Annotated in this window: 13 protein-coding genes and 1 riboswitch; of the genes, 3 read left to right on the forward strand and 10 right to left on the reverse strand. The window is 70.8% G+C overall.

The window, feature by feature from the left end; translation table 11 throughout:
• Nucleotides 1–23: 23 nt before the first annotated feature.
• The 4 genes from ABZ532_RS25060 to ribD are packed head-to-tail and all read right to left on the reverse strand — an operon-like array spanning nucleotide 24 to nucleotide 3,723.
• On the reverse strand, nucleotides 24–1,343 hold the full coding sequence (locus ABZ532_RS25060; protein WP_361287911.1) for a bifunctional 3,4-dihydroxy-2-butanone-4-phosphate synthase/GTP cyclohydrolase II: 1,320 nt from the start codon (nucleotides 1,341–1,343) through the stop codon (nucleotides 24–26).
• Nucleotides 1,340–1,978, reverse strand: coding sequence for a nicotinamide mononucleotide transporter family protein (locus ABZ532_RS25065; protein ID WP_361288043.1), 639 nt, complete (start codon nucleotides 1,976–1,978; stop codon nucleotides 1,340–1,342). Before ABZ532_RS25065 ends, ABZ532_RS25060 begins: the two co-directional genes overlap by 4 nt.
• A gap of 5 nt (nucleotides 1,979–1,983) precedes the next feature.
• On the reverse strand, nucleotides 1,984–2,640 hold the full coding sequence (locus ABZ532_RS25070; protein WP_361287914.1) for a riboflavin synthase: 657 nt from the start codon (nucleotides 2,638–2,640) through the stop codon (nucleotides 1,984–1,986).
• Nucleotides 2,641–3,723: a bifunctional diaminohydroxyphosphoribosylaminopyrimidine deaminase/5-amino-6-(5-phosphoribosylamino)uracil reductase RibD gene (gene ribD, locus ABZ532_RS25075; protein ID WP_361287917.1), complete on the reverse strand. Its 1,083-nt coding sequence runs from the start codon at nucleotides 3,721–3,723 to the stop codon at nucleotides 2,641–2,643.
• 152 nt (nucleotides 3,724–3,875) lie between these two features.
• A riboswitch (FMN riboswitch) is annotated at nucleotides 3,876–4,006 on the reverse strand.
• Between the two features lie 207 nt (nucleotides 4,007–4,213).
• Here ribD and ABZ532_RS25080 point away from each other — a divergent pair.
• A complete protein-coding gene (locus ABZ532_RS25080; protein WP_361287920.1) occupies nucleotides 4,214–5,452 on the forward strand; it encodes an MFS transporter in 1,239 nt (412 codons plus the stop codon).
• Here ABZ532_RS25080 and ABZ532_RS25085 read toward each other — a convergent pair.
• Complete coding sequence (locus tag ABZ532_RS25085; RefSeq protein WP_361287923.1) at nucleotides 5,431–6,627, reverse strand: glycoside hydrolase family 6 protein; 1,197 nt, start codon at nucleotides 6,625–6,627, stop codon at nucleotides 5,431–5,433. The genes ABZ532_RS25080 and ABZ532_RS25085 overlap by 22 nt on opposite strands.
• Nucleotides 6,628–6,746: 119 nt before the next feature.
• On the opposite strand from ABZ532_RS25085, the gene ABZ532_RS25090 reads away from it, so the two are divergent.
• Complete coding sequence (locus ABZ532_RS25090) at nucleotides 6,747–7,463, forward strand: DUF5995 family protein (protein WP_361287926.1); 717 nt, start codon at nucleotides 6,747–6,749, stop codon at nucleotides 7,461–7,463.
• A gap of 133 nt (nucleotides 7,464–7,596) precedes the next feature.
• Here ABZ532_RS25090 and ABZ532_RS25095 read toward each other — a convergent pair whose 3' ends face one another.
• Together ABZ532_RS25095 and ABZ532_RS25100 are read right to left on the reverse strand one after the other, a co-directional pair.
• Nucleotides 7,597–9,300: an NAD(P)/FAD-dependent oxidoreductase gene (locus ABZ532_RS25095; protein WP_361287929.1), complete on the reverse strand. Its 1,704-nt coding sequence runs from the start codon at nucleotides 9,298–9,300 to the stop codon at nucleotides 7,597–7,599.
• A gap of 42 nt (nucleotides 9,301–9,342) precedes the next feature.
• Nucleotides 9,343–10,143, reverse strand: a complete 801-nt coding sequence (locus ABZ532_RS25100) for a carbon-nitrogen hydrolase family protein (RefSeq protein ID WP_361287932.1) — start codon at nucleotides 10,141–10,143, stop codon at nucleotides 9,343–9,345.
• 289 nt (nucleotides 10,144–10,432) lie between these two features.
• On the opposite strand from ABZ532_RS25100, the gene ABZ532_RS25105 reads away from it, so the two are divergent.
• Nucleotides 10,433–10,987 carry a Repetin gene (locus tag ABZ532_RS25105; RefSeq protein ID WP_361287936.1) on the forward strand — a complete coding sequence of 185 codons (555 nt, stop codon included), beginning with the start codon at nucleotides 10,433–10,435 and terminating at the stop codon, nucleotides 10,985–10,987.
• Between the two features lie 3 nt (nucleotides 10,988–10,990).
• Here ABZ532_RS25105 and ABZ532_RS25110 read toward each other — a convergent pair whose 3' ends face one another.
• From ABZ532_RS25110 to ABZ532_RS25120, 3 genes are all read right to left on the reverse strand, one after another.
• Nucleotides 10,991–11,446, reverse strand: coding sequence for an Lrp/AsnC family transcriptional regulator (locus ABZ532_RS25110; protein WP_361287939.1), 456 nt, complete (start codon nucleotides 11,444–11,446; stop codon nucleotides 10,991–10,993).
• Nucleotides 11,447–11,456: 10 nt separating this feature from the next.
• Nucleotides 11,457–12,929: an amino acid permease gene (locus tag ABZ532_RS25115; RefSeq protein WP_361287942.1), complete on the reverse strand. Its 1,473-nt coding sequence runs from the start codon at nucleotides 12,927–12,929 to the stop codon at nucleotides 11,457–11,459.
• A 361-nt stretch (nucleotides 12,930–13,290) separates the two neighbouring features.
• Nucleotides 13,291–13,662: a DUF742 domain-containing protein gene (locus tag ABZ532_RS25120; RefSeq protein ID WP_361287945.1), complete on the reverse strand. Its 372-nt coding sequence runs from the start codon at nucleotides 13,660–13,662 to the stop codon at nucleotides 13,291–13,293.
• Nucleotide 13,663: the final 1 nt, after the last annotated feature.

The raw sequence follows: 13,663 nt of genomic DNA on the forward strand, positions 1-13,663 counted from the left end.
GTCGTGAAGGTGCGGCGTTGCCGCTACTGGTTGCCGCAGGTGGACGCGGTCGCCGGGGTGGTCCCCGCGCCGGACCGGGACTGGTCCTCCAGCCAGGGCAGGTCGTGTCCCATGCGGTCGCGCTTGGTGCGCAGATAGCCGAGGTTGTGCTCCCCCGCCTGCACCGGCATGGCCTCGCGGCCCTCGACCTTCAGGCCGTACCGCACCAATGCGCTGATCTTGTCGGGGTTGTTGGTCATCAGCCGCAGGCTGCGCACGCCGAGATCGGCCAGGATCTGCGCGCCGGCGGCGTAGTCCCGGGCGTCGGCGGGCAGTCCGAGTTCCAGGTTGGCGTCGAGGGTGTCCCGTCCGCGTTCCTGGAGTTCGTACGCCCGCAGTTTGGACACCAGGCCGATGCCGCGCCCCTCGTGGCCGCGCAGGTACACGACCACACCGCGGCCCGCCTCGGTGACGCGTTCCATGGACGCCTCGAGCTGGGGTCCGCAGTCGCAGCGCAGCGAGTGGAAGATGTCGCCGGTCAGGCATTCGGAGTGGACGCGGACCAGCACGTCCTCGCCGTCGCCGATGTCCCCGTGCACGAGCGCCACATGCTCGACGCCGTCCACGGTGGAGCGGTAGCCGTACGCGGTGAACGCTCCGTGCGCGGTCGGCAGGTTGACCTCGGCCTCCCGGCGCACGGTCGGTTCCGCGCTGCGGCGGTAGGCGATCAGATCCTCGATGGAGATGATGGTCAGACCGTGTTTGCGGGCGAACGGGATCAGCTCGGGCAGCCGCAGCATGGCGCCGTCCTCACCGGCGATCTCGACGATCGCTCCCGCGGGACGCAGGCCGGCGAGCCGGGCCAGGTCGACGGCCGCCTCGGTGTGGCCGTTGCGGGCGAGGACGCCGCCGGGCTTGGCGCGCAGCGGGAAGATATGGCCCGGGCGCACGAAGTCGCCGGGCTGGGCGGTGCCGTTGGCCAGCAGCTGGAGTGTGGTGGCCCGGTCGGCGGCGGAGATTCCGGTGCTCACGCCATGGGCGGACGATGCGTCGACGGACACGGTGAAGGCCGTGCTCATGGACTCGGTGTTGTGCTGGACCATCTGGGGCAGTTCGAGCCGCTCCAGTTCGTCGCTCTCCATGGGGGCGCAGATCAGGCCCCGGCACTCGCTCATCATGAAGGCGACGATCTCGGGTGTGGCCTTCTCGGCGGCGATGACGAGGTCGCCCTCGTTCTCGCGGTCCTCGTCGTCGACGACCACGACGGGCCTGCCTGCGGCGATGTCGCGGATGGCCTGTTCGACGGGGTCGAGGCGGAGGTCCTCGATGTCGTCGGCCGGATTCCAGACGGGCAGGGCGCTCATGCTGCCACTCCTTCCAGGGCAGGAGCGGTGCGGGACCGCTGCCACCAGTCGCGCAGGCCCCACAGGACCAGCGCGCCGTAGATCACATAGACGAAACCGGAGAAGGCATAGCCGTTCGTGAAGGCGAACGGCACGCCGACGAGGTCGACGAGCAGCCAGGCGAACCAGAACTCGACCATGCCGCGAGCCTGGGCGTACATCGCCACGAGCGTGCCGACGAAGATGTAGGCGTCGGGCCACGGGGCCCAGGACAGAACCGGGTACAGGGTGAACAGCCCTCCGACGGCGAGGGTGCCGAGCAGGGCAGCGGCGGCCATGGCCGCGCGCTCGCGCCGGGTGGCGAACCGGACGGCGATCGAGCCGTCCTGGGCCTGCCCGCGCCCGCGGCTCCACTGCCACCAGCCCCAGGCCGCGACGACCATGACCACGACCTGCTTTCCGGCGCTGCCGGTGAAGTGGGCGGTGGCGAACGCGGCGAAGAGGACGAGGCCGGAGACGAACTGGGCGGGCCAGGTCCACACCGAGCGGCGCCAGCCGAGTGCGAGAGCCGTCAGACCGATGAGGTTGCCGGTCATGTCGGCCCACTTGATGGGCTGGCCGAAGGCGGTGAACGCCTCGGCGTTCAGCCAGCTCAGGGAGCTCACTTGGCGCCCTCCCCCGTGACCGTGCCCAGGCCCGTGAGCGTGCCGGCGTCGGTTCCCGCGCCTGCGCGGGAGCCGAGCAGCCGCTCGACGTACTTGGCGATCACGTCCACTTCGAGGTTGACCGGGTCGCCGGGCTGCTTGATGCCGAGTGTGGTCAGCGCGAGGGTGGTGGGGATCAGGCTGATGGTGAAGGAGTCGGGGCCCGCGTCGACCACGGTGAGGCTGACCCCGTCGACGGTGATCGAGCCCTTCTCCACGACATAGCGCGCGAGGCCCTGCGGGAGGGAGATCCTGACGAGCTCCCAGTGCTCGGACGGGGTGCGGTCCACGATCGTGCCGGTGCCGTCCACATGGCCCTGGACGATGTGTCCGCCGAACCGCCCGTCGGCCACCATGGGCCGCTCCAGGTTGACCCGGGAGCCGACGGCGAGCCCGCCGAGGCTGGAGCGCTTCAGCGTCTCGGCCATCACATCGGCGGTGAACTCGCCGTCTGCGGTCTCCACCACGGTCAGGCAGACGCCGTTGACGGCGATGGAGTCGCCGTGCTTCGCGCCCTCGGTGACCTGGGGGCCACGCAGACGGAAGCGTGAGGCGTCGTCGAGTTCCTCGACGGCGGTGACCTCACCCAGCTCTTCGACGATTCCGGTGAACACTCAAGCTCCCTTGGGGACGGTCGCGGTGATCCGCAGATCGGGGCCGATACGGACGGTCTCGGTCATGTCGAGCCGCAACGCTTCGGTGATGGTGGTGATTCCGGTCCCGGCGAGTGCCGGGCGGCCGGCGCCGAGGAATACGGGTGCGAGGTAGCCGATGACTCGATCGACTGCTCCCGCGGCGATGAAGGACCCGGCGAGGGTCGGTCCGCCTTCGAGGAGTACGGAGCGGACGCCGCGCCCGTACAGCTCGGAGAGCAGGGCGTGGACACCGATGCCGCGTTCGTCCGCGCTCAGCCGGGCGATGTCGGCTCCGGGCAGGTGCCGGGTGTCCGCGTGCTCACCGGTCGCGATCAGCGTGGGCGCCGAGTCGTCCAGGACCCTGGCCGTCGGCAGCACGGTCGCGTGGGTGTCGAGGACCACGCGCAGAGGCTGGGTGGCCCCCTCGACACCGCGTACGGCGAGGTGGGGGTCGTCGGCGCGGAGGGTGCCGGAGCCGACGACCACGGCGTCGGCCTCGGCGCGCAGCCGGTGGACGTCGGCGCGGGACTCGGGCGAGGTGATCCAGCGGCTGGTGCCGTCGGCGGCCGCGATACGGCCGTCGAGGGTGGCCGCGTACTTCCACAGGACGTACGGCCTGCCGAGACGCACGGAGGTGAGCCAGGCGATGTTGCCCTCCCCGGCCTCGTCACCGAGCAGTCCGTGCTCGGCCCGGACTCCTGCGGCGCGCAGGGTCTCGGCGCCTCCGGTGGCCTGCGGGTTGGGGTCGGCCACGGCGTACACCACGCGGGCGACCCCTGCCTCGATGAGCGCCTGGGCACAGGGGCCGGTGCGGCCCGTGTGGTTGCAGGGTTCGAGGGTGACGTACGCGGTGCCGCCCTTGGCGCGTTCGCCCGCCGCGCGCAGGGCGTGGATCTCGGCGTGCGGGCCTCCGGCCCGCTGGTGGTAGCCCTCACCGACGGTCAGTCCTGACACGTCCGTGATGACGCATCCCACGACGGGGTTGGGGCTGGTGGAGCCGAGTGCGCGGGCTGCGAGTTCGATGGCTCGGCGCATGGCGCTGATGTCGGCTGCGGTGGCCACCCGGTCCTCCTGCCTCTTCGGGCACGGACTCCGGGGGCTGTCGTCGAACGACAGAGCAAGCGGCGCGAAGCCGGGGACCGCCGGGCCGGCGGTACCGGTCGTCGGTGAGGACGATCGGCCGCAGACGGCCGACGGACCACGAGGGTCGCCCGCCGCGCACTGCCTCCCATCCGGACTTTCACCGTCGGTCCAGGAATTTCACCTGGTCAACCGGCCGCTGGATGCGGACGGGTCGCGGACTATTACCGCCGGTTCGGAATTACACCGACCCCGGAGTGCGCTGCTGCTGATACAGAGCCAGTGTGCCACGCCGCACGATGGGCCAAGTAGGCGAGTTCCTGTGGCCTGGCTCACAGGAGGCGCGGACGCGTCGCCCACATGGCCCGGATCCTGACCTGTTGACCATCTGGTCTAGTCCTCCTAGCCTCTACATCGGTCTACGGGCTGCGGTACCGACGGTCATGCCGACGGCCCGGGGGAGGACGCGCTGATGACGATCGAAGTCGTCGTATCCGAACGGCGGAAGCTGATCCGCGCCCGCTATGCCGTGGCCGCCGTCTTCTGTGTGCACGGCGCCGTGACCGGCAGTTTCGCCACCCGTATCCCCTGGGTCCAGGACCATGCCGGGGTGGGGGCCGGGCTGCTCGGCATCGCACTCGCCTTCCCGGCGATCGGAGCGTCCCTCGCGATGCCGCTCGCCGGCACCGTCAGCCATCGCTTCGGCGCACGCGCCGCGCTCCGCGGGCTGCTCGCGCTGTGGACCCTCTCCCTCGTGCTCCCGGCGCTGTCACCCCATGTGTACGCGCTCTGCGCCGCCCTCTTCGTGTACGGCGCCACGGCGGGCATGGCCGATGTCGCCATGAACGCGCTCGGCGTCGAGATCGAGGACCGTCTGGACCGCTCGATCATGTCCGGCCTGCACGGAATGTGGAGCGTGGGCGCCCTGATCGGCTCCGCTGCGGGCACCCTCGCCGCACACCTGGGCAGCGACGCCCGGCTGCATCATCTGATCGCGTCCGCGGTGCTCACCGTGCTCGGTCTGCTGGCCTGCCGGCACGTACTGGACCTGCGCAGCGCACCCGACGAGGCACCGCCGCCCCGCTTCGCCCTGCCTCCGCGATCCGCGCTGGTCATCGGGGCGATCGGGTTCTGCGGAGTGTTCGCGGAAGGCGCCAGCCTGGACTGGTCGGCGGTGTACCTGCGCGACGGACTCGGCACTTCGGCGGGGCTCGCCGCGGCCTCCACGACCGCGTTCGCGCTGACGATGGCGGTGGCGCGGCTGGCGGGCGACAGGGTCGTGGACCGCTTCGGGCCGGTCCGTACGGTACGGGTCGGCGGGGTGCTCGCCACGGCGGGCGGAGTGCTGGTGGTGCTGGCCCCGGACCCCCTCGCGGCGATGGCCGGGTTCGGCTGCATCGGCCTCGGGATCGCCGTCGTCGTACCACTGGCCTTCGCGGCGGCGGGACGCAGCGGCAGCAACCCGAGCCTGTCGATCGCGGGCGTCGCGACGATCACGTACACCTCGGGGCTGATCGCCCCCTCGGCCATCGGCGGGATCGCCGATCTGACGTCGCTGGTCGTGTCGTTCGCCCTGGTGACCGTGCTGGCCTTCGGCCTTGTCGCCGGTGCGGGGGTGCTGCGCGGCAGTACGCGCACGGACGCCGCGGTCGCCGGGCCCCGGCCGCCGGACGGCCGGGAAGCGGCTGCTCAGCCTGTCGCCAGGTCGTAGGCGTAGTCCGGAGTGAAGCTGCCGGCCGTGCCCCGGCAGCCGTCCGACTCACCCGGCAGTTTGATCCACAGGAAGGCGTCGATCCGTGACTCGCCGGTCCGTGTCGTGGGCGCGCGCCCGAGTGCCCGGCCTCCCGGGTCGCACCAGGCGCCGGCCTCGGGTGCGCCGTTGCCGTTGCGGCTGGTGTCGATGACGGCACCGAGCCGCGCGGGACCGCCCAGCGCCTCCAGCACCGCCCTGGCGTAGCGCGTCTCATCGGCCGTGCGGTGGAAGTTGGAGACGTTGGTGAAGATGCCGTCCCCGCTGCTCGCGGCCCCCGCGGCGCGCAGCAGACCGGCCATCACCGACGGGGAGTGCCAGCCCGAGTGGCCGGCGTCGAAGTAGACCTTCGCGCGGGGGTTGGCCGTCTTCAGTGTGCGGCCCGCCCGGGCCAGCGCGGTGTTCCGGGCGGCACGGGCGGCACCGGAGAGGCAGTCCGACAGCGCCAGCGAGTCGGGTTCGAGGACGACGATGACCGGTTCGGCACCGAGTCCGTCGGCGAACTCCCCGATCCAGCGGTCGTACGCCCCGAGATCGGGCGCCCCTCCCTGGGACGCGCCCCCGCAGTCCCGGTCGGGGATGGCGTACGGGACGAGGACGGGCACCCGGCCGGACGCCGCGGCTCCCGCGGTCACGGCGCGCACCTCGCGGGTGATCTCACCCGGGTCGTAGGCGGCGAACCAGACCGCGGCGGGCTGGGCGGCTATCCGCGACTCGATGAGCGCCCGGCGCGGGTCGCCGCCATGCGCCCGCACCCAGTCGATGACCTGTGAATCGGGGTGCCGGTACAGCACTCCGCCACCGGGTGCGGGAGCCGGTGACGGGACGGCGGTCCTCTTCGGGGCGGAGCTGCGGGTCACGCTCGGCGAAACACCCGGAGCGGCAGACGGGTTCGAGGAAGGGGACGGGGAGGGAGAAGGACTCGGGCGCGCGGGCAGCGGTGTGGTCGCGGGTGCACTGCTGGCCTCCGTACGGGCCGTGCGCTGTCCGCTGTCTGCCCCGCCCGCCACGGACACCAGTCCCGTGACCGTGCCGACGGCCACCACCGCGGAGGCGGCCCCCACCACGATCGCCCGCCGCGCCGCGCGGCGCCGCTCGCGCCGCTCCGCCCGGCGCCGCCTGCGTACGCCTGTCACCGTCCCGTCCCCCTCGCGCGTTGCGTCTGGTGGCCGCCCGTCATCCGGCCCTTCCCCCGTTCTGGGGAAGCCCGGGCCGGGCGGCACCCGACCGAGCCTAGGACTGGGACGCTGCCTGCATGGCGCAGACCGAAGAGTTCGCAGCACACGTCGACGCCCCGTGCGGACCTGGTGATCCCTCGGTCGGCCCGGCACTGGAACGGATGCGTGTATTCCGCTCCCACTGGCCGGAGCGGGACGGGGTCGCGGTGTTCAACCGGATGTATCTGGCGGTCACCGAGGAGCTGGGGCGGCGTATCGACCACGGGGAGTTCCCCGACCGGCGATCCGCCGTCACGCTGGGCGTTCTCTTCGCCGAGCGCTATCTGGACGCCGTGGACACGGCCACGGCCGGAAGCCGCCCGCCGGCCTGCTGGCGACCGCTGTTCCAGTACCGGCGCCATCCCGGGGTACGCCCGCTGCAGTTCGCGCTGGCCGGGATCAACGCGCACATCGGGCACGATCTCGCGCTCGCGGTGGTGGACACCTGCCGTACGCTCGGCTGCGAACCAGCGCTGCTGGAGGGGGCGTTCGATCGCGTGGGCGACATCCTCACGCTGCTGGAGGAGCGGATCCGTGAAGATCTGATGCCCGGCCCGGATCTGCTGGAGATCGCCGACCCCGTGACTCATCTGCTGGGCTCATGGAGCCTGGAACGCGCCCGGGACGGCGCGTGGTCGGCGGCCCGGCTGCTGTGGAGCATCAGGGCACTCCCCTCGCTGACCGAGGAGTTCACCGAGAGGCTGGACGCGACTGTCGGGCTCGTCGGTCGCTGCCTGCTGACCCCGTGCCGATGACGCGGCGGACACGGGGCCGCCGCCGACCAGGGTGTCCGGTCGGCGGCGGCACAGGGACCTCCCGGGGCCGGCCGGATCACGGTCGGCGGCGGGGGTTCATCCATAGGGGGCACGGCCCCGAGGGGCCAGAGGTTCAGTCCTCCGGCAGTTCCACCGGAGCGATCTCGTCGAAGACGTCGCCAGGACCGGGGTTGGCGGCGTCCGTGGCACCGCCGAAGTGGTGCATCACGCCCCACACCGCGTTCAGGGCCGTCTGCACCGCGCCCTCGGCCCAGCCCGCGGTCCACGAGATGTCATCGCCCGCGAGGAAGATTCCGCGCTTGTCGGCGGGCAGCCGCTCCTGCATGAAGTGGGTGAACAGCCGGCGCTGGTAGCGGTAGTGACCCGGCAGGTTGGCCTTGAACGCGCCCATGAAGTAGGGCTCGTTCTCCCAGGACACGGTCACCGGGTTGCCGATGATGTGCTTGCGGATGTCGACCTTGGGATAGATCTCGCCGAGCGACTTGAGCATGACCTCCATGCGCTCGTTCGCGGACAGCGGGAGCCACTTGAGGCTGTCGTCGCACCACGTGTACGAGAGGCAGATCACGGCGGGCTTGTCGGGGCCGTCGTCCAGGAGGTAGGTCCCGCGGGTCATACGGTCGGTGAGCGTCATCGACATGACGTCCCGCCCCGTTTCCTCGTCCTTGTCCAGCCAGAACGGCCGGTCCACCGGAACGAACAGCTTGGAGGACTCCATGTAGTGGGTCCGCTCCATCGCCGTCCAGTGGTCGATGGGGAAGAGCGAGTCATCGCAGTCGATCTTGGACAGCAGCATCCAGGACTGCGCGGTGAAGATCGCCGCCTTGAAGCTGCGGATGTCACCGGAGGCGTCAGTGACCACGATCCGGTTGCCGGCGACACGGTGCAGCCTTGTCACGGCGGGGCGCGGGTCGCCCTCGTGCAGTGACTTCAGGGAGGTGCCCAGCGGCCAGTGCGTGATCTTCCGCGGCTCGCGCTCCCACATACGCAGCGGGAGCTGCTGGGACCCGCCGACGATCCCGCGGTGGTGGTCGTCGGCCTCGGTGTAGACGACGCGGAGGATCTCCAGGATGGAGTTGGGGAAGTCGGTGTCCCAGCCGCCGGTGCCGAAGCCGACCTGGCCGAAGATCTCGCGGTGCCGGAAGGACCTGAAGGCCTCGGAGTCGCAGAGGAAGCCGTAGAACGTCTGGTTGTCGAGCTTCTCTACCAGCTTCGCCCAGATCTCCCGGATGCGCGGCACATCGCGCTCACGCATCGCGCGGTTCATGTCGGTGAAGTCGGCGCCTTCTTCCAGACAGGCGTTCCACGCGTTCATGACGTCGCGGTAGACCTGCGGGAGGTCGTCGATGGTCTCCGCGTAGTGCGACTCACCCTTGAGGTCGACCACGGTCGACGGGGTGGCCTCGGCCAGCGGGTTGGGGAACGGCTGGGTCTGCAGCCCCACCAGGTCGATGTAGTGCTGGAGCGCGGTGGACGAGGGCGGGAAGCGCATCGCGCCCATCTCGGCGGTGAGTTCCTCGCCGCCCTGGGCGGCGACACCGTCGAAGCCGACCGTGCGCAGCCGTCCGCCGATCTGGTCCGCCTCGTAGACGACCGGCTTGAGGCCCATCTTCATCAGCTCGTAGGCGGCGATGATGCCGGAGAGCCCGCCGCCGATGACGGCCACCTCGGTGCCGTGCTCGGTCGCCGGTATCTGGCCGAGACCCGCCGGGTGGGCGAGGAAGTCGTCGTACGCGTACGGGAAGTCCGGCCCGAACATGGTGATGGGCGGCTGGGCCTCGGAGTGCGGGACGGCAGTGGGCACCGTGGACGTCATGGGGTGTTGCTCCTGGTGTTGCGGGGGGCGGGGCGGCAGGTCTCAGCGGGTGAGCGGCCCGTACAGGGCGGGGCGGCGGTCACTCAGATACGGGTTGGCCGCCCGGGAGGCGGCGAGGAAGTCCGGGTCGGCGTCGGCGAGCACCAGGTCGTCTCCGTGACCCGCGCGGGTCCGGGCGATTCCGTCGGGTCCGGCGAGGCAGCTCAGCCCGGCGAAGTCGAACTCGCCCTCGGGGCCGGTCCGGTTGGCGTACGCGATGTACATCTGGCTCTCGAAGGCGCGGACCGGGAGCAGCTTCTCGGCGACGAAATGGAAGGGGTTCATCAGCGCGGTCGGCACGAGCAGCAGCTCGGTCCCGGCGAGGGCGTGCGCACGTACGTTCTCGGGGAACTCGACGTCGTAGCAGATCAGCAGGCCGACGCGGAGGCCGTCGAGCTCGGCCTGGACGACGGGCTGGTCACCGGCTGTGAACCACTCCTGCTCGAAGCAGCCGAACAGATGGGTCTTGCGGTAGTTCGCGAGGGGGGTGCCGTCGGGCCCGATGAGCTGCGCCGCGTTGTAGACCTGCTCGCCGTCGCGCTCCGGGTAGCCGTAGACGACGGCGATGCCGTGGCGGCGGGCGATCGCGGCGACGGCCTGGGCGGACGCGCCGTCGGCGGGCTCCGCGAGGCGGTGGATGCCGTCGCCGATGGCGTAGCCGGTGAGGAACATCTCGGGGCTGACCAGCAGTCCTGCACCGGCCGCGGCCGCGTCCGCGGCGTGGGCGTCGAGGATCTCGAGGTTCTTCGCGATGTCGCCGGGAGTTCCGGAGCTCTGAAGCAGGGCGGTGCGCAGCGGCGGCATGGACGACCTTCGGAGACGGTGAGCGGGGTGCCAGGACAGCTGTCAGGACGACGTCAAAACGGTACGTTCCGGCGCTCGGCCGGGACAAGGCGAGTCCGTTGCGTTCCGAGAGTCGATCCGTTGCGCGCATCGCCCGTCCGGCGGCGATTCGTTGCAACGCGGGGTCCTCCGCCGGGCGGACCGGCCTCCCCGCCGGACGGCGGAGCCGGTCACGCCCCCAGGACGATGTTCCGCACCGACCCGGGCGGAACAGTGGGGGCTGCCGGATCACCGACGGAAGGGAACTTGCATGAACAGACGCACGAAGGCCGTCGTGCTCGCCGTGGCGCTGCTGATCGCCGTGGGGGTCTCGGGCTCCGCCGTCGCCTCGGGGGATGGCGACGGAGGGGTCCGCCCGCGTGAGGCGGCCGCCCTGACCGGCACGGCCAAGCTGTATCGCCCGGCCGGAGACGACGTCACGTTCTCCTTCGACGCCCACCTCGCCGCGAAGGACAACATGGACCCGCACAAGGCCCATGGCACCTTCCGCTTCAGCCACTACGACGCGAACGGCGCGGGTGGCTGGGCGAAGGTGAAGGTCGACTGCCTGATGACCGGGGGCAAGGTGGCGGTGGTGACGGGCGTGGTCACCGACGGCAACACCCCGCACAGGGGGAAGCGGGTCGGGGTCACCGTCCACGACCAGGGGAGGAACGACCGCCTGGGCTACACCTGGATCGAGGAGGGCGCGGTCGCGGACGTGCCCAGATGCCTCGGTGCGGCACCGTTCGAGACCGTCGGGAAGGGCACCGGCGACTTCACGGTCCTGCCGTGGCGCCCGGAGTACGCGTCGGGCCAGGGCTGACGGTCAGCCGGGCGAGCCGGACGAGAACCGTCTCAGCAGCGGGGACAGGACCAGCACCGACTTGGTCCGGTCGACGAACGGCTCGCCCGCGATCCGCTCCAGCACACGCTCGAAGTGGCGCATGTCGGAGGCGAAGACCTGGACGATCGCGTCCGCCTCGCCGGTGACGGTGGAGGCGGACGCGACTTCCGGGTAGCGCTCGAGACCGCGCTGGATGGTCTCGGGCGAGGTGTTGCTGCGTGCGTAGATCTCGATGAAGCCCTCGGTCTCCCAACCGAGCGCCGCGGGGTCCACGCGCACCGTGAAGCCGGTGATGGCTCCCTCGGCCCGCAGCCTGTCCACGCGCCGTTTCACGGCGGGCGCGGAAAGGCCTACGAGCGAACCGATGTCGGCGTAGGAACGGCGTGCGTCCTCGGCGAGGGCGTGGACGATGCGTTCGTCGAGATCGTTCAGTCGCACAGGGGGTGGATCACTTCTCTGCTGTTGCCAACCGGGAGCGGCCAAGGCCGTACAGGAAGTAGAACACGAGCCCGGCAGCCATCCAGCCTCCGAACCACAGCCAGGTGATGCCGGGCAGGCTGTACATCATGTACGCGCAGAAGAGGAAGCCCAGGATCGGGGTGACCGGGAAGAGCATCACCCTGAAGGTGCGGTTCATCTCGGGGCGCTTGTAGCGCAGGATGATCACGGCCACGTTGACCAGGGCGAAGGCGAAGAGCGTGCCGATGCTGGTGGCGTTCGCCAGTTCGCCCAACGGGATGAAGGCCGCGAGGGCGCCGCAGAAGACCGAGACGATCACGGTGTTGGCGCGCGGGGCGCCGGTCTTCCCGTCGACCTTGGCGAACACCTTGGGCACCAGGCCGTCGCGCGACATGGCGAACAGGATGCGGGTCTGGCCGTACAGCACGGCGAAGACGACGCTGGCGATGGCGATGACCGCGCCCGCGGCGAGCACCACGCCCCAGAAGCTCTGACCGGTGACGTCCTTCATGATCTGGGCGAGCGCCGCTTCGGTGCCCTCGAAGTCCTGCCACGGCATGGCGCCGACGGCGACCAGCGCGACGAGGCAGTAGAGCACCGTCACGATGAGCAGCGACAGCATGATCGCGCGCGGCAGGTCCTTCTTCGGGTTCTTCGCCTCCTCACCGGCGGTGGAGGCGGCGTCGAAGCCGATGTACGAGAAGAACAGGGTGGCCGCGGCGGCGCTGATCCCGGTGACACCCAGCGGGGCGAGCGGGGCGTAGTTGCCGGCCTTGATGCCCATGAAGCCGATGCCGATGAAGAGCAGCAGCGTGACGATCTTCACGCCGACCATGATCGAGTTGATCCGGGCGCTCTCCTTGGCCCCGCCCATCAGGAAGACCATGGCGAGCAGCACCACGATTAGAGCCGGCAGGTTGATGAAACCGCCCTCGCCGATGGGCGCGGATATCGATCCGGGGATCGTGACGCCGATCGTCCCGTCGAGCAGTTCGTTGAGGTACTCGCCCCATCCGACCGCGACGGCCGCGACCGAGACCCCGTACTCCAGGACCAGACACCAGCCGCAGACCCAGGCGATGAGCTCGCCCATGGTGGCGTAGGCGTAGGAGTACGAGGAACCGGAGACCGGGATGGAACCGGCGAGCTCGGCGTACGAGAGCGCCGAGAACAGGGCGGTCAGACCCGCGACGACGAACGAGATCGCGACGGCGGGTCCGGCCAGCGGGGTCGCCTCGCCGAGGACGACGAAGATGCCGGTGCCGAGGGTGGCACCGATGCTGATCATGGTCAGCTGCCACATGGTGAGCGAGCGGCGGAGGCTTCCGCCCTCGCCCTGGCCGCCCTCGGCGACCAGCGTCTCGACGGGCTTGCGCCGCATGAGGCGGGCACCGAGACCGGGCCGGGGGCCCGCCGGACCCTGCTGAGGGGTGACGGGCGGCGCTGCGCCGTGGTCCAACACTGGGGAGGCTCCTTATCGCTGCCTAGCGAGTGGCGGCGACCACGGCGCTTCCCCTCATCACTCCATCGCGTTCACCGGATTCGCTCCGGTGAACGCGGGCAGGGCTGAGCAGCCCTGTGCGGGGGGATCGCCGAGCAGACGGTCCCCGCCAAACTCCACGTACAGCCAGCGACCTTACGAGGTGAGCGTTCCGAACGGAAATGCACGAGCTTTGCGCATGCGCGAATGATCGTTGCGTGGTTGGACAGAGCACGGAGGAACGTTGCACGGCCACGCAGAAGCGTTCCGGAACGGCTCTCGGCGGCATCGGGGAGCCACTGCTCCTACCGCCGCTCGGCTCGCTGCTCACACCGCCGGCCGGTCACAGCTCGCGCAGCCGGTCGGCGATCTCACGCAGCAGTGTCGGGTCATGCTTGTCCCGCTGGGCCGAGGGCGCCGAGATACGCACGAGCCCCGCCTCGACCAGATCGGCGAGCAGGACCCGCACGACGGTCAGCGGCAGATCGGCGTCGGCCGCGACCTCGGCGACCGGGCGCCGTCCCCGGCGCACCAGGTCCAGCAGGGAGCTGCGGGCATGGTCGAGCCCAGGCGACGGTCCGTCGTCCTGCTCGATGGCCGTGACCTGCGACATCATGTCGATGTGATGCTCTGCGGCGGGGCGGGTCCGGCCCTGGGTGACGGTGTACGGGCGCACCATCGACCCGGTCTCGTCCTCGTACCAGTGGTCACTCACG

This window comes from Streptomyces sp. NPDC019396 (genome assembly GCF_040632375.1).
GTDB lineage: Bacteria > Actinomycetota > Actinomycetes > Streptomycetales > Streptomycetaceae > Streptomyces.